General features: G+C 71.2%; 21 protein-coding genes. 10 read left to right on the plus strand and 11 right to left on the minus strand.

Features of this window, described 5'->3' with window-relative positions:
• Positions 1-3 precede the first annotated feature (3 nt).
• The 4 genes from ABZ319_RS09755 to ABZ319_RS09770 form a co-directional block, all read right to left on the minus strand.
• Positions 4-1,044: a Dyp-type peroxidase gene (locus tag ABZ319_RS09755; RefSeq protein WP_354985940.1), complete on the minus strand. Its 1,041-nt coding sequence runs from the start codon at positions 1,042-1,044 to the stop codon at positions 4-6.
• 57 nt (positions 1,045-1,101) lie between these two features.
• Positions 1,102-1,428 carry a cupin domain-containing protein gene (locus tag ABZ319_RS09760; RefSeq protein WP_354985941.1) on the minus strand — a complete coding sequence of 109 codons (327 nt, stop codon included), beginning with the start codon at positions 1,426-1,428 and terminating at the stop codon, positions 1,102-1,104.
• A gap of 104 nt (positions 1,429-1,532) precedes the next feature.
• Positions 1,533-2,030, minus strand: coding sequence for a dihydrofolate reductase (locus ABZ319_RS09765; protein ID WP_354985961.1), 498 nt, complete (start codon positions 2,028-2,030; stop codon positions 1,533-1,535).
• A gap of 5 nt (positions 2,031-2,035) precedes the next feature.
• Positions 2,036-2,869 carry a thymidylate synthase gene (locus ABZ319_RS09770; protein ID WP_354985942.1) on the minus strand — a complete coding sequence of 278 codons (834 nt, stop codon included), beginning with the start codon at positions 2,867-2,869 and terminating at the stop codon, positions 2,036-2,038.
• Between the two features lie 20 nt (positions 2,870-2,889).
• On the opposite strand from ABZ319_RS09770, the gene cobF reads away from it, so the two are divergent.
• The 4 genes from cobF (at position 2,890) to ABZ319_RS09790 (ending at position 7,254) form a co-directional block, all read left to right on the plus strand.
• Positions 2,890-3,651 carry a precorrin-6A synthase (deacetylating) gene (gene cobF, locus ABZ319_RS09775; protein ID WP_354985943.1) on the plus strand — a complete coding sequence of 254 codons (762 nt, stop codon included), beginning with the start codon at positions 2,890-2,892 and terminating at the stop codon, positions 3,649-3,651.
• 226 nt (positions 3,652-3,877) lie between these two features.
• Positions 3,878-5,317 (plus strand): PLP-dependent aminotransferase family protein, encoded by a 1,440-nt coding sequence (locus ABZ319_RS09780; protein ID WP_354985944.1) that lies wholly within the window; start codon positions 3,878-3,880, stop codon positions 5,315-5,317.
• A 43-nt stretch (positions 5,318-5,360) separates the two neighbouring features.
• Entirely contained in the window at positions 5,361-5,606 is a 246-nt protein-coding gene (locus ABZ319_RS09785; protein ID WP_354985945.1) for a DUF2630 family protein, read from the plus strand.
• A 136-nt stretch (positions 5,607-5,742) separates the two neighbouring features.
• Positions 5,743-7,254, plus strand: a complete 1,512-nt coding sequence (locus tag ABZ319_RS09790; protein ID WP_354985946.1) for a carboxylesterase/lipase family protein — start codon at positions 5,743-5,745, stop codon at positions 7,252-7,254.
• Positions 7,255-7,344: 90 nt separating this feature from the next.
• Here the strand turns inward: ABZ319_RS09790 and ABZ319_RS09795 are convergent, their stop codons facing one another.
• The gene (locus tag ABZ319_RS09795; RefSeq protein WP_354985947.1) at positions 7,345-8,211 is read right to left on the minus strand and encodes a DNA-formamidopyrimidine glycosylase family protein; all 867 of its coding nucleotides are present in this window, start codon (positions 8,209-8,211) and stop codon (positions 7,345-7,347) included.
• A gap of 921 nt (positions 8,212-9,132) precedes the next feature.
• On the opposite strand from ABZ319_RS09795, the gene ABZ319_RS09800 reads away from it, so the two are divergent.
• Positions 9,133-10,380, plus strand: a complete 1,248-nt coding sequence (locus ABZ319_RS09800) for a helix-turn-helix domain-containing protein (protein WP_354985948.1) — start codon at positions 9,133-9,135, stop codon at positions 10,378-10,380.
• 304 nt (positions 10,381-10,684) lie between these two features.
• Here the strand turns inward: ABZ319_RS09800 and ABZ319_RS09805 are convergent, their stop codons facing one another.
• Positions 10,685-11,398, minus strand: a complete 714-nt coding sequence (locus tag ABZ319_RS09805) for a DUF4184 family protein (RefSeq protein WP_354985949.1) — start codon at positions 11,396-11,398, stop codon at positions 10,685-10,687.
• An 81-nt stretch (positions 11,399-11,479) separates the two neighbouring features.
• Here ABZ319_RS09805 and ABZ319_RS09810 point away from each other — a divergent pair, with 81 nt between their 5' ends.
• Positions 11,480-12,166, plus strand: a complete 687-nt coding sequence (locus ABZ319_RS09810) for a pyridoxamine 5'-phosphate oxidase family protein (RefSeq protein WP_354985950.1) — start codon at positions 11,480-11,482, stop codon at positions 12,164-12,166.
• A 12-nt stretch (positions 12,167-12,178) separates the two neighbouring features.
• Here the strand turns inward: ABZ319_RS09810 and ABZ319_RS09815 are convergent, their stop codons facing one another.
• Positions 12,179-13,417, minus strand: a complete 1,239-nt coding sequence (locus tag ABZ319_RS09815; RefSeq protein WP_354985951.1) for a hypothetical protein — start codon at positions 13,415-13,417, stop codon at positions 12,179-12,181.
• Positions 13,418-13,483: 66 nt separating this feature from the next.
• Positions 13,484-14,257: a crotonase/enoyl-CoA hydratase family protein gene (locus ABZ319_RS09820; protein WP_354985952.1), complete on the minus strand. Its 774-nt coding sequence runs from the start codon at positions 14,255-14,257 to the stop codon at positions 13,484-13,486.
• A gap of 53 nt (positions 14,258-14,310) precedes the next feature.
• Here ABZ319_RS09820 and ABZ319_RS09825 point away from each other — a divergent pair, with 53 nt between their 5' ends.
• Both ABZ319_RS09825 and ABZ319_RS09830 read left to right on the plus strand, forming a co-directional pair.
• Positions 14,311-14,937, plus strand: a complete 627-nt coding sequence (locus ABZ319_RS09825; RefSeq protein WP_354985962.1) for a TetR/AcrR family transcriptional regulator — start codon at positions 14,311-14,313, stop codon at positions 14,935-14,937.
• 29 nt (positions 14,938-14,966) lie between these two features.
• The gene (locus ABZ319_RS09830) at positions 14,967-16,589 is read left to right on the plus strand and encodes an acyl-CoA dehydrogenase family protein (protein WP_354985953.1); all 1,623 of its coding nucleotides are present in this window, start codon (positions 14,967-14,969) and stop codon (positions 16,587-16,589) included.
• Positions 16,590-16,609: 20 nt separating this feature from the next.
• Here ABZ319_RS09830 and ABZ319_RS09835 read toward each other — a convergent pair whose 3' ends face one another.
• Positions 16,610-16,804, minus strand: coding sequence for a hypothetical protein (locus ABZ319_RS09835; RefSeq protein WP_354985954.1), 195 nt, complete (start codon positions 16,802-16,804; stop codon positions 16,610-16,612).
• An 83-nt stretch (positions 16,805-16,887) separates the two neighbouring features.
• Between ABZ319_RS09835 and ABZ319_RS09840 the strand changes: the two genes are divergently transcribed.
• Both ABZ319_RS09840 and ABZ319_RS09845 read left to right on the plus strand, forming a co-directional pair.
• Complete coding sequence (locus tag ABZ319_RS09840) at positions 16,888-17,979, plus strand: CaiB/BaiF CoA-transferase family protein (RefSeq protein WP_354985955.1); 1,092 nt, start codon at positions 16,888-16,890, stop codon at positions 17,977-17,979.
• Positions 17,980-18,089: 110 nt separating this feature from the next.
• Positions 18,090-19,484 carry a DUF1731 domain-containing protein gene (locus ABZ319_RS09845; RefSeq protein WP_354985956.1) on the plus strand — a complete coding sequence of 465 codons (1,395 nt, stop codon included), beginning with the start codon at positions 18,090-18,092 and terminating at the stop codon, positions 19,482-19,484.
• Between the two features lie 353 nt (positions 19,485-19,837).
• Here the strand turns inward: ABZ319_RS09845 and ABZ319_RS09850 are convergent, their stop codons facing one another.
• Together ABZ319_RS09850 and ABZ319_RS09855 are read right to left on the minus strand one after the other, a co-directional pair.
• A complete protein-coding gene (locus tag ABZ319_RS09850) occupies positions 19,838-22,654 on the minus strand; it encodes a LuxR C-terminal-related transcriptional regulator (protein ID WP_354985957.1) in 2,817 nt (938 codons plus the stop codon).
• Between the two features lie 347 nt (positions 22,655-23,001).
• The coding region (locus tag ABZ319_RS09855; RefSeq protein WP_354985958.1) for a LuxR C-terminal-related transcriptional regulator at positions 23,002-24,697 on the minus strand (1,696 nt) is incomplete at its 5' end.

Genomic DNA, 24,697 nt, shown 5'->3' on the forward strand with positions numbered 1-24,697 from the left:
GCCTTAGCTCCTTTTCAACGTGCCGATGCCCAGGGATCCGTTACCCGAAGGAACAACACCATCGGTTGCCGAGGATTCCCGGATCTCCTCAACGGTTGTACTACCCATTTGTCCCGCTTCCATGGACCCGGGAGCGTCCGGCAGGGCGTCGAAGAACCCCGCGGGCGGGGTGAAGAAGTTAGTGCCGGTCACGGCCTCGGAGAAATCGAGAATGCGGTCGTACGCCGCGTCCTCGGTCCCGAGGAACATGCGGGTCAACATGTCCTCGGTCACGCTCGGGGAGGCCGCGTAGGCGATGTAGTAGGTGCCGAACTCGCCGTCCTTGACGCTGCCGAACGGCATGTTGGCGCGCACAATGGTGCCGACGTCGTCCTGATCGTTCACCGCCACATGGGAATCGGCGGGCTTCTCATCGTCGGAGAGCTCGAAGTCCGACATCTTGTGGCGGCCGATGACCTTCTCCTGCTCATCGGTGCTCAGCGCGTTCCACTCGCCCATGGTGTGCAGGTACTTCTGCACGATCACATAACTGCCACCGGCGAATTCGGGATCCTCGTCGCCGATGAGCGCGGCCGAGACCGCCAGCTGCCCCTCGGGATTCTCGGTGCCGTCCACGAAGCCGAGCAGATCGCGCTGCTCGAAATAGCGGAAGCCCACGGTCTGATCGACGATGGTCCCCGCGCCGGCCAGGCGGTCACCCAGCGCCATCGCCAATTCGAAACAGGCGTACTGGGTTTCGGCCTTGATGTGGAACAGCAGGTCGCCGGGCGTGGCCGGGGCCCGGTGCTTCGCGCCGACGTAGCCCGGAAACTCGTGTAGTTCAGCGGGTTTGGGCCCGGAGAAGAGCCGATCCCAGGCCGTCGGGCCGATACTGGTGATACACGCCAGGTCGGCCCCGGGGATGCGGAATCCCACGGATCGGCGCAGACCGGGCAGATCTGCGAGCAGGTCCCGCACGACCGCCTCGCCGCCCTCGTCGATGGTGACGACGAGAAATATGGCGGCGGGCGACAGCGGGTTGAGGATCGGCTGCGGCTCACCCATGCACTCCAGCCTAGAGGCCCGGCGGAGTGCGTCTACCAACCGGTAGCGGCGTGGCCGCTATTTCGCGACGGTCAGCAGGAAGGCCACGTCCTCCACGGCCTTCACACTGTGCCGCGCATCGGGGATGACCAGCAGGTCCCCGGCCGATCCCTTCCATTCGTTGGTGCCGCTGATCAGCGCCAGCACGCCGCTGATCACAACCATCGTGGCCTCGCCCGGGTTCTCGTGCTCGGCCAGGGTCTGACCCGCCGCCATGGCGATCACGGTCTGGCGCAGGCTGTGCGCGTGCCCGCCGTAGATGGTCTGCGAGCTGCGCCCGCTGGATGCCGTCGCCGCCAGCTTGAGCTGCTGACGGGCGACCGCGGTCAGCGATTTCTTGTCCATGGACTGCCTTTCGCCGGAGTATCCGTGAGTATGCCGGACACGTGTCGGCCGATCGGCGGTTTCGGGCGTTCGTTGCGGGAATTGGTGCACGCGGGATGCGCGCGTTATACGAGGGCCCGCCCATAACGGCGGATGCGATAGCGCAGACCCGCCGCGGACTCGCGCCACGCGTCCTGTTCGGCGTGCCAGTGCGGGTCGATGGCGGGGGCCCAGCAGTCGCCGTCGATGTCGGCGTCGACCTCGGTGATCACCAGTTCTGTCGCGAAAGGCATTGCCGCGCGGTAGATCTCGCCGCCGCCCATGACCCACACCGGGTCGTCTCCGGCCAGCTCGAGCGCCTGCTCCACCGAGCCCGCCCGCTCCGCGCCCGCGGCCGACCAGTCGGCCTGCCGCGTCACGACGATGTTGCGGCGGCCCGCCAGGGGGCGGAACCGCTCGGGCAGCGAATCCCAGGTGCGCCGGCCCATCACGACCGGGTGCCCCCAGGTGACCTCCTTGAAGTGCGCCATGTCCTCGGGCAGCCGCCACGGAATGGCGTTGTCCAGGCCGATGACCCCGTCCGGGGTCTGCGCCCAGATCAGCCCGACGGTCCGCGTGCGCACCGTGCTCACACCGCCACCGGCGCCTTGATCGCCGGATGATGCTGATAATCCAGGATTTCGACGTCCTCGTACGCGTAGTCGAACAGCGACGGCGCGGGCCGCAGCGCCAGAGTCGGGAACGGATACGGCGTGCGGGTCAGCTGTTCGCGCACCTGATCCACGTGATTGTCGTAGATGTGCACGTCGCCGCCGGTCCACACGAAGTCGCCGACCTCGAGCTCGCACTGCTGCGCCACCATGTGGGTCAGCAGCGCGTAGCTCGCGATATTGAACGGCACGCCCAGGAACAGGTCCGCGCTGCGCTGGTACAGCTGGCAGGAGAGCTTGCCGTCGGCCACATAGAACTGGAAGAAGGCGTGGCACGGGGCCAGCGCCATGCGATCGAGCTCGGACACGTTCCAGGCCGAGACGATGATGCGCCGCGAATCCGGATCCGTGCGCAGGGTCTGCAACACCTGGGCGATCTGATCGATATGGGTTCCGTCCGGGCGCGGCCAGGACCGCCACTGCACGCCGTAGACCGGGCCCAGATCGCCGTTGGCGTCGGCCCACTCGTCCCAGATGGTGACCCCGTGCTCGTGCAGCCAGGCCACGTTCGAATCACCGCGCAGGAACCAGAGCAGTTCGTAGACAATCGATTTCAGATGCACCTTTTTGGTGGTGATCAGCGGGAAGCCCTGCGACAGGTCATAGCGCAGTTGGTGCCCGAAGATACTGCGGGTGCCGGTACCGGTCCGGTCGGCCTTGGGCGTACCGGACTCGAGTACGAGCCGCAGCAGATCCTCGTATTGGGTGTCGCCTGCGGCCGTGCTCCGGGGGTCTCGAGAGGCGCTGTTCACGCCTGGCAAGCTTACGCACCGTGCGGAAGCTCTATGTGATCGGAATCGGCGCCGGTAATCCAGACCAGGTGACGGTGCAGGCCGTCAAGGCCATACGCCGGGCCACCACGTTCTTCGTCATCGGCAAGGGCGCGGAGAAACAGGAATTGGTCGACGTGCGCGCCGGCATCCTGGCCGAGTACGCCGAGCAGCCGCACCGGGTGGTGGAGATCCCGGATCCCCCGCGCGATCGCAGCGTGCCCGGGGCGCACGCCGACGACGCCTACCGGGGCGCGGTCACCGACTGGCACGAGGCCCGCGCCGAGCGCCTGGAGGCCGCGTTCGCCGAGGCGGACGACATCGGGGCCATCCTGGTCTGGGGTGATCCCTCGCTCTACGACAGCACCCTGCGGATCGTCGAACGCGTCCTCGAGCGCGAGGTCGTGCACTTCGACTTCGAGGTCATCCCCGGCATCACCAGCGTGCAGGCCCTGGCCGCCGCGCATCGCATGGTGCTGCACGAGATAGGCGAGCCCATGCACGTGACCACCGGCCGCCGCCTGCGCGAAGAGGGGCTGCCCGCCGGGCAGTCCACGCTGGTCATGCTGGACGCGGACTGCTCGTTCACCCAGATTCCGGGCGAGGACATCTACATCTGGTGGGGCGCGTACCTCGGCATGCCCGACGAGGTGATCATCGAGGGCCCGCTGCGCATCGTGGAACAGCGGATCGTGCGCCGCCGGGCCGCGCTGCGCGAGGCCAAGGGCTGGATCATGGACACCTATCTGCTGCGCTACCAGTAGTGGACCAAGCCCGGCTCGGGCGTGGCGGCTCCCACGAGCGGTGCGCCCGACCGGACCGCCCGAACAGTCGGGTCGACGGGGACCGCCCGAACGGCCGGACCGCTTGGAGGAACCGGACCAGCGGGGCGGGTCGGCGGGCTGGAAGATGGTCGGTCCGGCGCGGCTCCGCACGCGCGGAGTGGCAGGCTGTAGCGGTCCGAATTCCTGACTGCGCGGAGGCCACTTCATGAGCGAGCGGGCACAACCGCCGGCGCGCATCGCGCGGGGCCGGCGCGGGCGGGCGGTGGTGGACGATCTGCCGTTCACCCTCGATCGCGCGGACGCCGCACCGCTGGCGGTGCAGGTGGCCGACGGGCTGCGCGGGGCGGCCGCGGCCGGCGCGCTGCGCAGTGGGGACCGGCTGCCCTCGTCCCGCGAGCTGGCGGCGCGCCTGGGCGTGAGCCGGACCGTGGTCACCGCCGCCTACGACCAGTTGCACGCCGAGGGCTGGATCGGCGGACAGCACGGGTCCGGGACCTACCTGACCGCCGCGCCCGAACCGGTGGGGGAGCGCTCCGCGGCGGGCGAACGGGCGAATCCGCTGGCGGGACTGCTGGATCTGGGCGCGGGCGCGCCCAGCATCGAGACCCTGGACCGGGCGGCGTGGCGGCGGGCCTGGCGCGCGGCCTCGGACCGCACGCCGCTGATCCGGCGCGATCGAGCGGGCGAGCCCGAGTACCGGGCGGCCGTCGCCGAACATCTGCTCCGTCATCGCGGACTCGGCGCGGGCAGCGGTTCGGTGGTGCTGTCCACCGCCGGAACCAGTTCCGCCGTACAGGAAATCGCCGCCGCGTGCCTGCGCCCGGGCGATGTGGTCGCGATCGAGGATCCCGGCTACGTCCGGGCGGTGGGAGCCCTGCGGGCCGCGGGCATGCGGCTGGTTCCGGTGCCGGTGGACGAGCGGGGGCTGCGGGTCGATCTGCTGCCGGACGACACCAGAGCGGTGTATTGCACACCCGCGCACCAGTTTCCGCTCGGCGCGCGGATGCCCGCCGTGCGCCGCGTCGAACTCGTCGAATTCGCCCGCAGGCGGGGCGCATTGGTCCTCGAGGACGACTACGACGGCGAACTCCGGTACGACACAACGCCGTTGCCGCTGCTGGCCACGCTCGCCCCCGACGTGGTCGTGCACCTGGGCACCACCAGCAAGATACTGACACCGACCCTGGGTATCGGCTGGCTGGTCGCCGCGCCCGCCGTGGCCGAGGCCGTGCTGGCGCACCGCGAGGCCACCGGGACCAGCCCCGCGCCCGCCGGGCAGCAGGTCGTGGCCGAACTGGCGCGCAACGGCGATCTGGCCCGGCACCTGCGCCGCCTGCGCCGGGAGATGCCGGTGCGCCGGTCCCTGGTCATCGAGGAACTGCGGGCCTTCGGGCTGGCGGCGCGCGGCGACGACGCCGGGTCCCATCTCGTGGTGCTGCTCGACTCCCAGGACCAGGAGGACCGGGCGCTGGACGCGGCCCGGGCGCGGGGGGTCTACCTCGACGGACTGGGCCGCCATCACCTCGGGCCGCGACACACCTTCGGCATCGCGCTCGGTTATGCGGCGCTGTCCGGGGCGGAACTGCCGGTGGCGGTCCGCCTGGCCGGGGCCGCGCTGGCCGAAGTCGTACAGTGGTCCGGGTAAGCCAGGCGGACCACCCTACGACTACCGAAGTGGGTACGAGAGCATGAGCGAACAGGACATCCTCGCGCGGATCAAGGGCCTCGTCGACAAGGAACACGAGCTGCGCGCCGCCAGCGGGCAGGGCGAGATCGACCCGGAGACCGAACGCCGTCAGCTCGCCGAACTCGAGGTCATGCTGGACCAGTGCTGGGATCTGCTGCGCCAGCGCCGCGCCCGCATCGACCAGGGCCGCAACCCCGACGAGGCGCAGGCGAGCTCGGTGCGGCAGGTCGAGGGCTACCTGCAGTAGATGGCCGTTCCGCTCTGCCGGCCCGGCGGAGCTCGTGGCTACCATCGATGGACGGCGGCGGCCGTGCGCGCACGCGCGGCCGAGCCGCCGCCACGACCGGCACGACGCGGTGCCGGCGGAGCGAGTGGGTAGGCACATGGTGGCAACGACAGACATCACGACCGCCGACGGCGCCGTCCGGGGCCTGCGGGGCCGGCGGGTTTCGCGCTGGCGGTCCATTCCCTTCGCCGCGCCGCCCGTCGGCGAGCTGCGGTTCCGCGCGCCCCAGCCGGTGCAGCCCTGGACCGGGGTGCGCGACGCGACCCACTTCGGGTTCGCGGCCATGCAGCATCGGCGCGGTGCGCAGATCGGGCCGCGGCAGCAGCAGCCGACCGGCGAGGACTGCCTGACGCTGAACGTCACCGCCCCGAACAAGCCCGCCGCCACCGCGCGCCCGGTGATGGTGTTCATCCACGGCGGCGGTTACCTGCTGGGCACCTCTGCGCTGCGGCTCTACTCCGGCAGCCGGCTGGCGCTGCTCGGCGACGTGATCGTGGTGTCGGTCAACTACCGGCTCGGTGCGTTCGGCTACGTGGACTTCAGCGAATACTCCACGCCCGCACACCGATTCGACAACAACCTGGGCCTGCGCGACCAGGTGGCGGCGCTGGAGTGGGTGCGCGACAACATCGCGGCCTTCGGGGGCGATCCGGGCAACGTCACGATCTTCGGTGAATCGGCCGGTGCGCACGCGGTGCTCGCGCTCATGGCCACCCCGGCGGCGGCCGGACTGTTCCACCGCGCCATCTCCCAGAGTCCGCCCGCGGACTGGGGGCCGTCGCAGGCCGACGCCGCGCTCTTCGCCCGCCGCTGCGTCGAGCAGCTCGGCGCGGGGGCGGGCGACGGCGCGCAGGCGCTGCTCACCGCGACCCCGAACCGGATTCGCAGCGCGGTGGATCACGCCGTCAGCGCGGTCATGCGCGATCAGCCCGGGCTGTTCCCGGTCGCGCCGCAGGTGGACGGCGACTACCTGCCGCTGCCGATCATCGATGCCTTCGCCGGCGGGAGCGCGCACGGTGTGCCGCTCATCATCGGCACGAACCGGGACGAGGGCACGCTGTTCTCCCGCTTCGACGACACCCTGCCCACCACGCCCGAGCGCATGCGCCGCCTGCTGCGGCAGGTGGGCGGCGACGCCGAGACCCGGGTGCTCGGGGCCTACCCCGGCTTTCCCAAGCCGAGGGTGGCCGTGCGCGCCGGCGGCGACTTCACGTTCTGGCGACCGTCGGTGGAGGTCATGTCCGGGCACAGCCGATACGCGCCCACCTACGCCTATCGCTACGACTTCGCCCCGCGCGCACTGCAACTCGCGGGCTTCGGGGCGACGCACGCGCTGGACCTGATCCCCGTCTTCGGTGCGACGGCCACGCCGTTCGGGCGGGCGCTGTCCGCGGCGGGCGGGCAGCGGGCGTTCAACTCGGTGTCCGAGCAGTTCCAGCGGAACTGGCTGTCCTTCGCGCGCACCGGAGCCCCGCTGGCGGCCTGGCCCGCCTACACCGAGGACGAGCGGGCAACCATGATCATCGACTCGCCGCAGCGGGTGGAGTTCGATCCGGAGCGGGCAAAACGCCTGGCCTGGCAGGGCATTCGGGTTCCCGCGCTGGCGTGAGCGCAGGTTCCGGCGGTCACTCGCCCGGGCTGACGACCGGCCCGCGGCGGACTGTTCCGGGGGCCGGTCCCGTATGCCGCTCCGGGCAGATCACTTGAGCAGCCGGGACATTCGCCGGTCGGCCAGGATCTTGCCGCCGGTCTGGCAGGTCGCGCAGTACTGAAAGGACTTGTCCGCGAACGCGACTTCGCGCACGATGTCGCCGCACACCGGGCACGGCAGCCCGGTCCGCCCGTGCACCTGCATGCCGGACCGCTTCTCGCCCTTGAGCCGGGCCGCGTCCTGCCCGACCGACCGGGCGATGGCGTCGGTCAGGATCGCCCGCATGGCCGCGAACAGCCGGGCCACCTGTTCGGCGTCGAGGCCGGAGGCGGTGGCGAAGGGCGAGAGCTTGGCGGTGTGCAGTATCTCGTCGGAGTAGGCGTTGCCGATCCCGGCCAGCACGGTCTGATCGGTCAGCGCGTTCTTGATCCGCTGCGAGGTGCCCCGCAGCAGTTCGGCGAACTCGGGCTCGGTCACCGCCATGGCGTCGGGCCCGAGCCGGGCGATGCCGGCCACCTCCTGCGGATCGCGCACCACCCACACGGCCAGCCGCTTCTTGGTCCCGGCCTCGGTCAGGTCGAACGCGGGCGTCGCGCCCTCGGGGGTGAACAGGTGCACGCGCAGGGCCAGCGGCCCCTTGCCGGGCTTGGGCGGGGTCTGGCTGGGTTCGTCGATCCACCGCAGCCATCCGCCCCGCGACAGATGCGTGATCAGCCATATCCCGTCGCAGTCCAGCCCGACGTGCTTGCCCCAATGCCCCGCCCCGGTGACGTCGCGCCCCGACAGCGCGGTGATCGGCGGATCGAATGTCTTGAGCACGCTCAGCGCGGCGACATCCACCCGCCCGACCACCGCTCCCGTCGCATGGGCGCTCAAGAACTGCTCGAGCGCCACAATCTCCGGCAATTCAGGCACCCCCGCAGCCTACCGATCGGTACCGACAGCCGCCGAGTACACGCCCGGGGCAGGTCGCCGATTACCCGTGGGCACGGTCACGTGACGGCGGTGGCGGGGTGCGCTCGGTTCGTGGATTATCTGCGGTGGAAAATTCGTGGCGGACCGGTAGGGGGAGCGGCGTGGAAGTAGCCGGGGGAAGGCTTCGGACGTGCGATGCCGGCCCGCCATCGCGGTCGTGAATTCTGCACCGGCATTTGCCCATACGGTTCGGCTGACGCGTAATTGGGTCGCGTGCACCGAGTTTCGTCGGGTCGGTTTGCCCGATGGAAGCGGCCGGATTGTTCCGTCCGGCAACCGGGAGCGAGCAGCGTCGATGGGCCCGGGGGTGCCCAGTTTTCGGCCTCCGGAAATGGGGTCGAAAGGGTCTGAATGACGATATCTGAAATATGAGAATTCGAGATCTACTTCGCATGTTAAGATTCTGCGTAATGATGCTATGTCAAGGCTCGATGGCGAAAAAGTACGAGCACTCGGTTCATGCTTGTAGGAGAAGCTGTGCGACCCGGATTATTCTGAGATCGTGGGGACTCTGAAAGCGCCATCAATCCTCGTTAGCCGCAGTTATTTTCGGAGCCGTATTCGATTCGTCGTATTTGCCGGAATCCTTGATTGGGTTCGGCAGCGAACCGAGTCTGTGTGTCGTGGCCATGATGAATCGTCGGGCCACGGAGCGGCAATCACGGAATCGAATTGCAGAGCAATTCACAGAATGCCGTCATTTGAACGCAGAATTTGGCTGATCCGCTCCGATTGCCGTCTCGACGCCGCAAACCACCCCCGGCGCGTGCTCGCGACCGCTGCGACCCGGGCTGCCCGCCCGTAACGGGTGCCGGGGCCGAAACCGATTCGGGGCCGGATCGGCGCGGCGATACTCGTTGTATGCCTTTGCCTTTGACGCCGCTCCGGATGGATTCACCGCTGCTGCGGCGGGTGGTCGGGCAGTTGGCCGGGCTGGCGCAGGACGCGGTGTCGGGGGCGGTGGCCGAGGTGGGGGTGTATCGGCAGCTGTCGGCGGAGTTGGCGGGGCCGGAGCTGAATGCCACTGCGCTGTCCCATCTTCTGACGTTTCTGGCGGTGGCCGAGCAGGGGCGTGAAGCGGGGCCGGGGGATCTGGCGGCCATCATGGTGTCGGCGGGGCGGCGCGCCGAGGAGCGGATACCGCTGTCGGATGTGCTCGACGCGTATCTGACCGGAGCCCGGGTGGTGTGGCAGGCCGTCATCGCGGCGGCCGGGCCGCAGGACCGGGCGGACGTGGAATCCTTTGTGGCGCATCTGCTGGCGTTCCTGCACCGGACCACGGTGGCCATCACCGCCACCTACGTCCGCGTGCACGCCACCGTCTCCAGTGTGGAGCGGGACGCGCGCCACGCGCTGTGCGCCGCGTTGCTGGCCGGCCAGGATGCCGGAAACCTCGCGGCCCAGGCCGAATTCGCGCTGGTGCGCTCCTACTCGGTGGTGACGCTGACGGTCGCCGGGGTGCCGAGCCGGCCCGGCAACACCGGGGAATTGGCGTCCGCGCGGCGCCGGGTGCGGCAGGCGCACGATCTGGTCGAGCGGCGGCACGGCGGTGAGCACCGGCTGGTCGCCTTCGACGGGCACAGCGGCGTGCTGCTGCTGCCCGCGGCGGATTCGGTGTCGCCGGAGGCGCTGGTGCGGGATCTGGCCGCGGCGTTCGCGCTGCCGGTGACCGCGGCGCTCGCGCCCGCCGCGGAGGTCGAGGCCATTCCGGCCGCCTTCGAATTGGCCCGGGAAATCTACGAATTGGCACGGGCGCTGGACCGGCCCGCCGGGCTCTACCGACTATCGGATCTCATGGTGGAGTACCAGATCACCCGCCCCGGGCCCGCGCGGGACGCCCTGGAAGCGGTGCTCGGGCCGCTGCGTGAACACCCCCACCTGCTCGAGACCCTGCGCGTCAACATGCGCTACGGACTGGATCGGCAGGCGGCGGCGAAAGCGCTCGGCCTGCACGCGAATACGTACTCCTACCGACTGCGCCGGATAGCGGAGGTCACCGGTCTCGACGCCACCGACGCCGCGGACGCACGGGTGCTGGCCTCGGCGATGCTGGCGTCCTCGACGCGCCGGAATCCACAGGGGCGCAACACCGCTGAGCCCCGCCGCTGACCGAACCGGCCAACCGGGTTGGCCCGGCCCCTTCGTTGCAGGTGAAAGGGGCCGGGCCGGGCCGCTTGGGCGAAACGGCCCGGAGCGGAAGTGATTCCGCCCGGCATTCGAGACGATCGTGCCGGGTGATAACCGGGACACGAGCGCGGCGGTAGCGATCCGACTCCGCCGCCGAACGCCTGTCCGGAACTGTAATCGGGCCATGCTGGTCAGATCCCTCGGTTCGTCTCACCTGAGACTCAACGTCAGCGGGAATGACACCGGATGTCCGTGGTTTCCCAGGGTTTGCCGGCGACCTCGCAAGTTAGCTGGCCGCTACGGCCCGGCGAGCCGCCAATTCCGCACGGCCGCTCACGATCACCGCGTAGCCGAGAAAGGCCGCACCCCCGGCGCGCACCGCGCCGATGAGTACGCAGCGCACCAGGTCGTAATGGCTCGCGGCGGACGCCGGATCCGTCGCGCCCGCGATGCCGCCGGCGACCGCGGCCAGGGCCAGCCCGGACAGCACCCAACCGCGATGCCGCGCAACCGGCGCCGGTCGGGCACGGCGGATCCGGCGCGCGGCGAACCAGACCAGGATGATCAATCCCGCGAGCGAGGACAGGTAGCCGATCACGTTGTAGACGCGATGCGGTCCGATCACCGATTCGCGCAGCGGTTCCCAGTGGCGTACCGCCGCGCCGTCGGTGTGCGTGAAGGTGTCCCACGCCAGATGCGTTGCGGCGCCGACGATCAGGGCCGCGACCACGCGCCACCAACCGGGCCCGGCCGGGAAGGCCACGGCCCGGCCGAGCAGCGCGGGCACGGGCAGGCACAGGATCCGGCCCAGGACCAGCAGGACCGCGCCGAGCGCCAGGGTCAGCGGCAGTCCGCGCGCCTCGTGGGTGAGAGCGCCGTCTATTCCGATGGGCGCGTAGTACCCGGCGTCGGGCGCGAGGCTCCCCGCGATCAGCGCGGGCAGCCACAGGCGGCCGCGCAGCGGTAGGACCGCCGCCGGATGGGCCAGGGTGAACGGCACGGACTTCCTCCCCGAGTGGTCTGCGAATCGGGCGGGGAATTGGCTATTTGGTGAGGCCATTCTTCGCGCGATGCTGGTCCCATGACCGAGCAAGTGACACGGGTGCCATTGTCGCCCACCCCGCGCAGCAGCCTGACCCGCTCCAGGGAGCGGGGGCGGACCGACCGCGCGGAGCTGGACGCCGTGCTGGACGCGGGCCTGCTGTGCCACCTGGGAGTGGTGCTCGGCGGCAGTCCGGTCGTGATCCCGACCATCTACGGCCGGTCCGGGGACACGCTGTACCTGCACGGCTCGACGGGGGCCGGGAACATGCGAGCCGCGCTGACCGGGCCGGTGTCGGTCTCGGTCACGCTGGTGGACGGGCTCGTCTACGCGCGCTCGGCCATGCACTTCTCCATGAACTACCGCTCGGCCGTCATTCACGCGCGGCCGGTCGAGGTCACCGATTATCAGGAACGGATGGCGGCGTTGCGGGTGATCGTGGAGCACGCCGCGCCCGGCGCCTGGGACGGGGTGCGCCCGCCGAGCAAGAAGGAGATGGCCGCGACCATGGTGCTGGCCCTGGACCTCACCGAGGCGTCGGTGAAGGTCCGCACCGGCGGTCCCCGGGACGACGCGGCCGACATCGAGAACGGCGGGGTATGGGCGGGCGTGCTGCCGCTGCGTCAGGTCTGGGAGCCGCCCAGCTCGGCGGATGATCTGGAGCCGGGAATCGAGGTGCCCGGCCACGTGCTGGCCCGGGTGACGCGGAGTGCGGCCGCCGTGTGAACGGCGCGCCGGCTACCAGCCGGTCGCGTCCAGGCCGAGGCCGGACAGCACCCCGGTCGCGAGCGCGGACAGCGCCGAATTGTCCGGCACCGCATCGGGATCCAGACTCACCAGCGACAGCGTGTAGCCGTCCGCGATCCGGGTCAAGTAGCCCGAGAGCCGGGTGCGCGGCAACCGATCGGCCCGCAGTCCGGGGTGGATGGCGCGAGCCGCCACCCCGGTGCACGGGTGCGCGCCGAGGAACAGCAGCGAGTCCGGCAGGGTTCCGATGTTGGAGCACAGGATGTCTCGTTCGCCCGCGCCCGCGGCGAGCCGGTGCGCCCAGCGATCGGGCAGGACCTGGAGCAGTTCCTCGGGAATGCCGCCCGGACTGCTCATCCGGTGTTCGTACGCGGCCCTGGCCCGATGGCGGATCGAGGCCGGGGTGTCGGCGGGCGTGATCGCGATCTCGGTCATGGCCATGTCGTTGTCGACCCGGGGTTCGTCCCGGGTGTCCACCGGCAGGCTGGCGGCGATGGTATCCGGCTCGAAACCGCTGTCCCACAGCATTGTCGCGACCACGTACACGAACAGGCTGTTCGCGGTGCCGTCGTGGGCGACCGCCACCCGATTCCACTCGCGAGCCGGAATCTGCAGTGCCGCGGACGCTGTCACGCCGCCGGCGCGTATCCGGGGCGCCGGGCGCGGCGCCGGAGCGGGCGGGCGTGCGGGGATCCCGCGCCGCAGCGCGCGGGCGGTCCCGCCGATGACGGTGCGCCACTGCCGCCGGGCGTCGGCCCAATCCGAATGGCCCGCCGCCGGATCCGCCAGGGGAGTGCCGGTCAGCGCGTGATCGATGGCCAGGGTCAGCGCCCGGCCGTCGGCCAGGCTGTGCGAGCAGGTCAGCGCGGCGACGCTGCCGCCGTCCAGCAGATTCACGCTCGACAGCCGCCACCCGGGACCGAATTCCGGATCCAGGTCCGTGCCCTGGCCATCGGCCCAATCCAGCAGGGCGGCAGCGGGAATCGCGGCCTCGGTCAGGGTGAGCGGATGCGCCTGCGCGTTCGGCTGCCAGCGCGGGCGCGCGCCGGGGACGCGGCCGCGCACCACGCGCCGCCCGAGCGGGCCGGTGCGCAGCGCCTCGTGCACCCGGATCAGCAGTGCGGCGTCGATCGGATCGGCGGTACGCCACAGGCCCTGCAGGGCGATCGGGGTGCCCATGCCCCGGTGCGCCCGCAGGAAGATCTCGTCCACCACGCTCAGCCGATTCATCGCTGCGCAGCGTACCGGGGCGCGCCGACGCGTTCGAGCCGCCGGATCAGCGCGGGAGTGCGTGCTTCAGCTCGGTTGCCCGTGCCGCCCCGAACCGGCGGCGAAGCGGGCCGCGCCGTCGAGCGCGCCGTCCAGCAGGGCGCGCACGCCGTGCTGGAATTCGTTCGCGACCGCGGCGGGTTCGTCCAGCCCCTCCTGCTCCAGGGCGGACATCCGATCCGAGCGCAGGCAGGTCTGCGGCAGTGCGGCCAGTTGTGCCGCGAGTTCCTCTGCGGCGGAGCGGGATTCGCCGACCGGGACGACCCGGTTGACCAAGCCCATCTGCAGCGCCTCGTTCGCGTCGACCGCGCGGCCGGTGAGAATCAGGTCCATGGCGCGCCCGGCGCCGATGATCCGGGGCAGGCGCACCGTGCCGCCGTCGATGAGCGGGACGCCCCAGCGGCGGCAGAAGACGCCGAAAGTGCTGTCCTGCTCCGCGATTCGCATATCGGCCCAGATCGCGAGTTCGAGGCCGCCCGCCACCGCGTAGCCCGAGACCGCGGCGATGACGGGTTTGGACAGGCGCATGCGGGTCGGGCCCATCGGCCCGTCGCCCTCCGGGGTGGCTTGGTTGGAGCGCTCGGTGCCCAGGCCCTTGAGGTCGGCGCCCGCGCAGAACGTGCCGCCGTCGCCCCAGAGCACGGCGACCGCGGCGTCCGGGTCGGCGTCGAACTCGCGGAAGGCCGCGGCCAAGGCGGCGGCGGTGGGGCCGTCCACCGCGTTGCGGGCCTCGGGGCGATGCAGGATCACGGTGGTCACGGGGCCATTGCGTTCGACTCGTACGCTCACCGGGCCGACCATACGCCGTAAATCAGGCCTTGCGTCAAGAAATGAATCAATGGTTCACTTCTTGTGTGGCCTACCGCAGAACTCCCGCTGTCCAGGCCCGCCTCGACGCCCAGGCCGCGTCGATCGTGCGGGCCGCCATGACCGTGCTGTCCCGCGACGGCTACGCCGGACTGTCGGTCGCCGCGGTGGCCGCCGAGGCCGGGGTCGCCACCGGCACGGTCTACAAGAGCTTCAGCGGCAAGGCCGAACTGGTGACGGCGGTCTTCCGCGAGGTGGTCACCCGCGAGGTCGCGGCGGTCGCCGTGGCGGGCGGCGCCGAACCCGCCGAACCCACCGCCGCGGGCGTCTTCGCCCGCGACCGGGTCACCGCGGCCGTCGAGACCTTCGCCGGACGCGCCCTCAAGAACCCCCGGCTGGCCTACGTGCTGCTGGCCGAACCGGTGGACGCCGCCGTCGACGCCGAACGCCTGCGCTTCCGGCGGGCTTTCGCCGAGACCTTCGAATCCGCCATCGCCGCAGGTGTCGCCACCGGGCAACTTCCGCCGCAGGACGCGCGCACCAGCGCCACCGCCCTGGTCGGCGCGATCGGCGAGGTGCTGGTCGGACCGCTGGCCGAAGAACTCGAGAGCGAGTCGGTGGTGCCCGAACTCGTCGCCTTCGCTTTGCGCGCACTCGGCGTCCCCGGCCGGTGACCGCATGGAATTGGAACAAGGAGTCCCGCATGCCGACGCATGAAGTGTTCAATCAGGTCCCGAACCTGGTGCCGTTCGACAACTCTCGCAATCCCGCGCTGCTGGAGGGCCTGCACCGCGAGGGCGCGGGCTGGGCCGAGAGCGAAGTGCGCACCCTGGGCGCGCTCGCCGGTGGTGCGCGGGCGCAGGAGTGGGGCAGGCTGGCCAACGACCATCCGCCGGTGCTGCGGACCCACGATCGCTACGGCCACCGCATCGACGAGGTCGAATTCCACCCGCACTGGCACGATTTGATGCGGGTCGCGGTCGAGCACGGGCTGCACGGCTCCCCGTGGCAGGACCCGCGTCCCGGCGCGCACGTGGCGCGCGCGGCCAAGTTCTACACCTGGGGCATCGCCGACGCGGGCCACATGTGCCCGATCTCCATGACCTACGCGGTGATTCCCGCACTGCGGCACAATCCCGAACTGGCCGCGACGTTCGAACCGCTGCTGGCCTCGCGCGTGTACGACTACGGGCTGCGCGATCCCGCGTCCAAAGCCGGTCTGATCGCGGGCATGTCGATGACCGAGAAGCAGGGCGGCTCCGACGTGCGGGCCAACACCACCGTGGCCACGCCGCAGGCCGACGGCACCTACCGGGTCGTGGGCCACAAGTGGTTCACCTCCGCGCCCATGTCGGACATGTTCCTGACCCTGGCCCAGGCGCCCGGCGGTCTGTCCTGTTTCCTGCTGCCGCGTGTGCTGCCGGACGGGTCGCTCAATGCCCTTCGCCTGCAACGTCTCAAGGACAAGCTCGGCAACAAGTCCAACGCCTCCTCGGAGATCGAGTACGAGAACGCGGTGGGCTGGCTGGTCGGCGCGGAGGGTGCGGGCGTGAAGACCATCATCGAGATGGTCAATATGACGCGCCTGGACTGCGTCATCGGCTCGGCCACCGGCATGCGCGCCGGCCTGGTGCACGCGGTGCATCACGCCCGGCATCGAAAAGCGTTCGGGGCCAACCTGATCGACCAGCCCGCCATGCGCAACGTGCTGGCCGACCTGGTGATCGAATCCGATGCCGCGACCACCGTCATGATGCGCCTGGCCGGTGCGACCGACCGGGCCGCGACCGATCCGGCGGAGGCGAATCTGCGCCGTATCGCCCTGGCGGTCACCAAGTACTGGGTGTGCAAGCGTGCGCCCGTGCACGCCGCCGAGGCGCTGGAATGCCTGGGCGGCAACGGATATGTCGAGGAATCGGGCATGCCGCGGCTGTACCGCGAGGCTCCGCTCATGTCGATCTGGGAGGGGTCGGGGAACGTGGCGGCCCTGGACGCCCTGCGCGCCATGGGGCGCCAGCCCGAGACCGTCGAGGCCTACTTCAACGAGGTGTCGCTGGCGCGCGGCGCGAACGCGCACCTGGACAACGCCATCGACCGCATCGGCAAGGAACTCACCGATCTGGCCGACATCGAGTTCCGCGCCCGGCGCGTGGTCGAGCTGATGGCGCTGGTGCTGCAGGGCGCGCAGCTGGTGCGGCACGGGCACCCGGCTGTCGCGGATGCCTTCTGCGCCACGCGGTTCGGCGGCGACTGGGGTATCGCGTTCGGCACCCTGCCCGCGGGGGTCGACACCGGCGCGATTCTCGAACGCGCCTTCGTCGACTGAGATCGGGCCCACGCCGTGGATCAGGCCATGGGCGGCAGGCCCTCGGCCGCGAGGGTTTCCCGCAGCACGCGAATGGCCTTGGGCCCCACACCGTGCAGTGCCAGCAGCTCCTTCTCCGATACTCCGGAGAACTGTTCGAGGCGGGTGTAGCCGACCAGTGCGAAGGCGCTGGTCGCCGGGTTGCCGATCCCGCGCGGCAGATTCGAGTCGGTCATCAGCGCAGCTTAGCCCGATCGACTGGCAGGCCAATCTGTAACGTGTTCTACTTCTGGGGTATTCGCACGCGAACCGCAGGGGGTTGACGTTGAGCGCCGTACAGGGCCCGTTGGCGGGCATTCGGGTCGTCGAGATCGCGAGCATCGGACCCGGCCCGCACGCCGGCATGCTGCTCGCCGACCTCGGTGCGGACGTGGTGCGGGTCCAACGCCGCGGCGACCGTTCCGGGCTGGGGCCCATGCGGGCACAACTGCGCGGGCGCACGCTGGTCGAGGCCGACTTCAAGAATCCGCAGGACGTGGCCGACGTGCTCGATCTGCTCGATCGCGCCGACGTCCTGATCGAGGGCTTCCGCCCGGGCGTGGCCGAACGGCTCGGTCTGGGACCCGAGCTGGTGACCGACCGCAATCCGCGCCTGGTGTACGGCCGGATGACCGGCTGGGGTCAGCAGGGGCCGCGCGCGCAGCAGGCCGGGCACGACATCAACTACATCGGGCTCACCGGCGTGCTCAACGGCATCGGGCGCAAGGGTGAGCGGCCCGTCCCGCCCATCAATCTGCTGGGCGACTACGGCGGCGGCTCGGTCTTCCTGGTGGTCGGCATCCTGTCGGCGTTGCTCGAGCGTCAGCGCTCGGGCCGGGGGCAGGTGGTCGACGCGGCCATGGTCGACGGCGTACTGGCCCTGGCGCATTCGATCTGGAGTCTGCACCAGGGCGGCCACTGGTCCGAGGAGCGCGGGGCGAACCTGCTGGACACCGGAATGGCCTGGTACGACACCTACCGGACCGCCGACGACCGGCACCTCGCCGTGGGCGCCTTCGAGCCGCAGTTCTACGCCGAGCTGCTGCGGGTGCTCGAACTGGACCCGGAATCGCTTCCGCCGCAGATGGATCCGGACGGGCAGGAGGAGTTGCGCAAGGTCTTCACCGAGAAGTTCGCGAGCCGGACCCAGGCGCAGTGGTGCGAACTGTTCGACGGCGTCGACGCCTGCGTCACCCCCGTGCGCACCTTCACCGAGGCCGCCGCGGACCCGCATCTCGCCGCCCGCGGCACCCTGGTCGATCTGGACGGCATGCGCCAGCCCGCCCCCGCCCCGCGCTTCTCCCGGACCCCGCCCCCGGTCCCAGCGCCCGCGCCCACGGCGATGACCGCGCTCGGCGAGGTGTGGCGGTAGGACGGGTGGGATGCCGACCCCGGTGGCGCGCTTCATATTCCGGGGTGGGCCGCCCCGGTGCGATCCAGGACACGCTTCCCAGCCGGACACTGCGGTAATAGCGTTGACGCATGCCTCGTACAACGACGTACAGCCAGTGGATCGCACTCCCGCCGCAGCGGCTCTGGGCGGTGCTCGGCGACCCGGCCCGCTGGCCCGAATGGAATCCGGCCGTCACCTCGGTGCGGATGCACGCCGCCCCGGGCGTCGGGGCGACCGGTGACTACCTGCCGCGGGGGCGCGCGACCGAGGCGATACACGGGCGGTTCGCGAAGCCCTTCACGCTCGCGACCTTCGTGCCGGATCGCGAAATCACCATCGAGCAGCCCGAACCCGCCGGCGTCATGCGGCTGCGCTGGACGCTGACCCCGCGGGACGGCGGCACCGAGCTGCGCCAGCGGCTCACCTTCACCGGACTCACCGCGCCGATCGCCCGCAAAGTGGTCGGCGAACTGCTCCAGGCCGACGCGCACACCGGCTTCGCGCGGCTGGCGCGGCCGGCCGGGCTCGAACCGGCCGCCGACGCGCTCACCGTCGTGATCGCCGGTGGCACCGGCGCATTGGGCCGAAGCCTGGCCGCCGATCTCACCTGCCGGGGGCAGCGGGTTCGCATCCTGACCCGCCGTCGGAACCCGGAACTGCCGTACGAGCAGTACGAATGGGACGGCCGCACGTTCGGTGAATGGGTTGCCGCGCTGCGGAATTCGGGACCGACCGCCGTGGTCAACCTGGCGGGCAAGCTCGTCGACGTGCGGCCCACCCCGCGCAATATCGCCGAACTGCGCGACAGCCGTGTCGATTCCACCCGGGCGCTGGTGACCGCGGCCAAGGGTCTCGATCGGCCGATCGACCACTGGGTACAGGCGAGCACGACGGCGATCTGGTCCGACGCGGGCGAAATCCGCTGCACCGAAACGACCCCGCTGCCGCAGCCGGGCCTGCCGCAGATGACCGGCGTCGCCGAACCGTGGGAGCGGGCCTTCGAGGGGGCCAACGCCGCGCACTCGACCATCCTGCGCACCTCCATCGTGCTGGATCCGGACGCGCCCGCGCTGCGCATGCTGGTCCGGCTGGCCACGCTCGGCCTGGGCGGCAGCGTCGGCTCGGGACGGCAGTGGTTCAGCTGGATCCATCGCGACGACTGGCTCGCCATCGTGCGCGCCGCCCTCGGCCTGGACCCCAGGGTGAGCCTCCCCGGCGGAATCGTCGTGGCCGCCACCGACTTCCCGGTCCGCAACCGGGAACTCATGACCACGCTGCGCCGCCAGGTCCGCCGCCCCTGGTCCCCGCCCACCCCCGCCCCGGCGCTGACCCTCGGCGCGGTGTTCCTGCGCAGCGATCCCGCCCTCGGCCTCACCGGCCGCCACGCCACCTCGGAGGTCCTGCGACAAACGGGGTTCCGCTTCCGCTTCCCAACCCTCGACGAGGCACTCACCGACCTGCTGCCGACCCGCTCGACACGGTGACCCGGCGCGCCGATTCCGCCACGCCGCCGGTCGGCCCCGATCCGCAACGTCGCCGGTCCGCCACCCCTCTCACGTCCCCACCCGGCAACGGACTCACCTCCGGCCATAGCCTCGGCGCACCCCCCTTAGACGGCGTCACGGAATGCTGTGACGACCGTCGTCAGCAATAGTGGCTCGCAGCGGTCGGTGCAAAACGGATCTGTGCCTTAGTGATACACATGATGTGGGCATGGTCTCGACGTGGTGCATGGTCGCCGAGTGGTTCTCGGTCGCCGCGCCGCGAGCGTCGTCAGCGATTGTGCCCGCTTCGGGCGGTGCGCAAATCGTCCGCTCCCGGCGGAACAGATTATGTGTCAGTGCAATTCGAGGCGGGCCAGGTCCTTGCGGCCGGCCACGCCCAGTTTGCGGAACGAGCGGGACAGGTGGTGGCCGACCGTTTTCGGGCTCACGTACAGGAGTGCGGCGATCTCCCGGTTGGTCGCGCCGGCGGCCGCCAGGCGGGCCACCTGGAGCTCCTGGGGGGTGAGCTGCGCGGTTGGGTCGGGTTGCGGGGCGGGGAGCGTGCCGACCCCGGCGGCGCGCAGTTCGTTGCGGGTTCGCGTGGTCCAGGGGTCCGCGCCCAGGCGCTCGAAAGTCCGTAGGGCGTCCTGTAATTCGGCTCGGGCCTCGGTTGTGCGGCGCTCGCGGCGCAGCCACTCCCCGTAGAGCAGGCCGGTGCGAGCACGGTCGAAGGGGCGGCACTGGGCGGTGTGCGACTCCAGCGCGCGGGCGAACGCGGCGGGGTCGTCGTCCAGGAGCGCGGTGGCGCGCAGGAGCAGTGCTTCGGCCCAGGGCGTTTCGAGGGCCTCGGCCCACAGTCGCAGTTCCGCGAGCGGTTGGACGGCGCGCTCCCGCTGATCCAGGCGCACCGCCGCTTCCACTCGGTCCGCGAGCACGGGCAGCCACTGCGCGTGGCGGGCGGTCGGAATCGCGCCCAGCGCCTCCATGCGGTCCAGCGCCCGGGCGTAGTGGCCCGCACCCATATCCGCCAAGGCGCGCGCCCAGTCGACATGCGCGCGGTGGAACGGACTGAATTCGCCGCTCGCGGTGCCGAGCCCGCCGCCGGCGGTGCCGAGCCGGCTTCCCGTAGCGCCGCTCCCGTTGCCCGCGACGCCGAGGCCGCCGTCCGCGGCTCCCCGCGCAGCCCCCGCCGGGCCGTCGACGGCCATGCCGCGCACCGCGGCCAGCAGCGCCAAGTTGGAATCGGCGTGCACGATGCGGACCGGCTGACCGATGTGCTGGGCGATCCGCCTGCCCTCGGTGGTGAGCAGCTCCGCCTCCCGGAAGTGTCCGAGCATGAATTCGACAGTGCCCTGCCACAATTCGGTTAGAGCCAGCCAGCCGAGCAGGCCCCGCACCCGGCAGCCCTCGGCGAGGTCGGCCAGAATCTCCCGGGTGGTGTCGAGATCGCCGACGATCAGGGTCTGCGTCGCGAGCACGAACCGGACCTGTGGCGAATGATGCCGAACATCCTGCGGCGCGGCCGCATTGCCGCGGATCAGGCGGATACCCGCCGCCAGATCCGCGCCGTAGAGCGCGAGGATGCCGTCGTAGTACCGCAGGAATCGATCGCGATCCGGGCTCGGCGCGAGACCGGCCAGCACCGTGCGCGAATCCCGGAACGCGTCGAGATCACCCAGAAACCAAGCCATTCGGCCCGCGTCGAACAGCATCGCCGCCGCCAGCGCCGGATCCATGGCCGCCGCCTCCGTCGCGCCGGCGTGCAGCAGCCGGTGCGCGATCACCGGGGAGCCGTGCTCGAACTCGATGTGCGCCAGTACCCCCGCCAGCCGGGCCCGATGGGCCGGGCTGCGCGTCGACTCCCGGGCCTGCCGGGCCAGCAGGCACGCGCGGGTGAATTGTCCAGCGTCGGCGGCATTCTCGACCGCGTGCACCAGGCGGCGCGTCCGCTGCGCCGGATCCGGGGTGAGCCGGGCCGCCCGCTCCCACGCGGTCGCCGCCGCGCCGTGGCCGGTCCGCCCGCGAGCACTCTCGGCGGTGACCTCCAGAGCCGCCGCGACGGTTTCGTCCGGTCCGGTCGCGGCGGCGGCGCGATGCCAGACCGCCCGCTCGGGTTCCGCCGCCAACGCGACCGCCAGCGCGCCGTGCACGGTGACCCGCTCGGCGGCCGTGGCCGAGCGGTAGGCCGCCGCACGGATCAGCGGATGCCGGAAGCGCACCGAACGAGCGGTGACCGCCAGCATTCCCGTTCCTTCGGCCGCCGCCAGAGCATGTGCGCCCGAACCGAGTTCACGCAGCGTCGCGAGAATCACCCCGAGATCGCCACCGTGCTCGGCGGCCGCCACCACCAGCGCGAAGCGGGTGCTCTCCGGCAATCGCGCGATCTGACCGCCGAAGCCGGACTGCAGTCTTTCGGACAGCGCCATCGGACCCACCGGCGGTGACTCGGTGTTCATGCCGGGCAATTCCAGCAGGGCCAGCGGATTGCCGGCCGATTCGGCGATCACACGCTCGCGAATTTCCAGGGCCAGATCGGGATTTCGCGCCGCGAGCAGGGCTCGGGCCGCGTCGGCGTCCAGCGGAGGCAGCGTCAGCACCGGGACACCCGGGGCCTCGAATTCCGGCCGTCCCGCGAATAGCATGACGACACCGTCGCTTCCGAGCCGCCGCGCGGCGAACAGCAGCGCGTCCACGGACGGCCGGTCCACCCACTGGGCATCATCGACCGAGCACAGTACGGGCCCCCGGCCCGCCGCCTCGGCCAGCAACGACAGCACCGCGAGCCCGACCAGGAATCGCTCCGGCGGATCCGCCGGATCCGAACTCAGCGCCGCACTCAGCGCCGTCCGCTGCGGGGCGGGCAACACCGAGATGTGCTCCCGCACCGGCTCCAGCAGCCGCCGCAATCCGGAGAACGCGATCTCACCCCCGCTCTGCACGCCGGTGACCCGCAGTACCCGCCACCGCGCGGCACGCACCGGCGCGGATTCCGATCCCGGTGCAGCCGAGGAGGATTCGCCCGTGCGGACCCAGATCGCGGTCTGTGCCAACAGCGCGGACTTGCCCTCACCCGCGCCCGCGATCACCGCCAGCGCCCCGCTGCGCCCCTCCGCGCCCGCCACCAGCAGGCCCCGGATCACACGCTCCGCATCACTCCGTCCGTACAGCATCGAGTCCACCTCCGGGTAGGAACCGGGCACGCGGGCCCGGACGGCATTCGTCCAACGAATGGAAGTCCGAAGCGCCCGCGTCCCATACCCGCAAGTCGCGACGGAACCGAACACAAATCCAGGACCGGGCGGGTATGGGCGTGATTCCGTACCGCACCGGGAATCCACCGCTGGACACCGGGGCGCAGATTCGATCCGGGGCGCGCTGCCGAAGACCACGCCCGCGAGCAGCGGTACGAAGACCAGCGGGAGTGCGGCGGTCACGGAGCGGTGACCACCACACGCGCCGGGTCGAGGATCCGGTCCGCCCGCGGACGGCGCGCAGGCTCCGGTACATGATTCGGCCCTCAGGCCAGCGACAGCCGGGCGAGTTCGACGCGGTTGCTCACACCCAGCTTGGGGAAGGCTCGGTACAGGTGGTGACCGACCGTCTTGGGGCTGAGGAACAGCTGGGCCGCGATCTCCTTGTTCGTCGCTCCGGCGGCGGCCAGCCGGGTCACCTGCAACTCCTGGGGAGTGAGCAGCGCGGCGAGATCGTCACCGCGTTCCGGGGCCGCGCCCGCGCCGGCGGCGCGCAATTCGACGCGGGCGTGCTCGGCCCACGGGGCCGCGCCCAGCTGCTCGAACGTGTGCAACGCGGCGCGCAGGTGGGTGCGGGCCTCCTGCATGCGGCGCTCGCGGCGCAGCCATTCGCCGTAGAGCAGCGCGGTGCGCGCGTGGTCGTACCGGCGATCGGCCTCGGCGTGCAGTTTCAGGGCGCGGTCGAAGCTCGCACCGTTGCCCGCCACCAGCGATTGGCAGCGCAGCAGCAGCCCTTCGGCCCAGGGGGTGTCCAAAGCGGCTGCCCAGTCCTCGATTTCGGCCAGCGCACGGTCCGCTCGTTCGGGGCGGCGCGCCCGGACGGCGGCCTCGATCAGATCGGCGAGCAGGTCGATCCAGTGCCCGCGGGCCCGGGCGGGCCCGTGGTACAGCGCCTCGAAGCGCGCCAGCGACCGGTCGTGCCTGCCCAGGCCGAGATCCAGCAGTGCCAGCGCCCATTCGCAGTGCGTGACGTCGAGGACGTTGACATCCCCGGGGGCACTGCGCAGATTCCGCTCCGCGAGCTCCCGGCAGCGGTCCTGCTCACCACGCCGGGCCGCGAGCATCGCCAGGATCGACTCGGCCCCGGCGACCCGTGCGGGTTGCCCGATATCGGTGGCGATGCGCAGGGCGGCCGTGGCGGTCGATTCGGCATCGCGCAGCCTGCCCATGATGAGCTCGGCGTTGGCGAGAGTGCAGGCCACGAACGGAAACCAGCCGATCATCCCGCGCTCGCGCACCAGTGCGATCAGCTCGCGGAGGTTCTCGTGGGCACGGTCCATGTCGCCGATGAGCGCGGACTGCAGCGCGAAAGGCAAACGCAGAGAGATCATGTCGATCGGCACCGTGCCGCCGAAGGCGACATTCTCGCGGATCAGCCCGATGCCGAGCCGCAGCTCACCGGTGAGCAGCGCGACCCCGCCGCGCAGGGCCGATCGCGGGGTGCGGACGGTGTCGGCAGGGAGAGCCGACAGCCGATCGTGCGCATCGTGAACGCCCGCGATATCACCCGCGTTCCAAGCGATTCGGCCCGCCTCCACCAGATGCCAGGCCGCGCGCTCCGGGTCGATCGTCGCCACCTGGTCCGCGGCCTCGAGGGTGAGCTGATGCGCACGGCGCAGCGAGCCGAACTCGAACTCGATCAGCGCCCGGACCGCGAGCACCCGGGCTCGCTGCACGGCGTCGAGCGGCGCGTGCGCGGCGGCCTCGGCCACGCGTAGCGCGCGGTCGGTGTGCCCCGCCTCCATCGCGGTCTCCACCGCCAGCGTCAACCGGCGGGCCCGGTCCACCGGATCCGGGGTCAGCTGTGCCGCCCGTTCCAGCGCCGCCGCCGCCGACGCGTGCCCGATGCGCTCGCGGGCTCGTTCGGCCGCCGATTCCAGTGCGGCGGCTACGGTTTCGTCCGGTCCGGTGCCGGCCGCGGCCAGATGCCAGGCGCTGCGCGCGAGGTCCGGCGCCAGCGCC

Origin of the sequence: Nocardia sp. NPDC005978, assembly GCF_040614455.1 — a bacterium.
Classification (GTDB): Bacteria; Actinomycetota; Actinomycetes; order Mycobacteriales; family Mycobacteriaceae; genus Nocardia.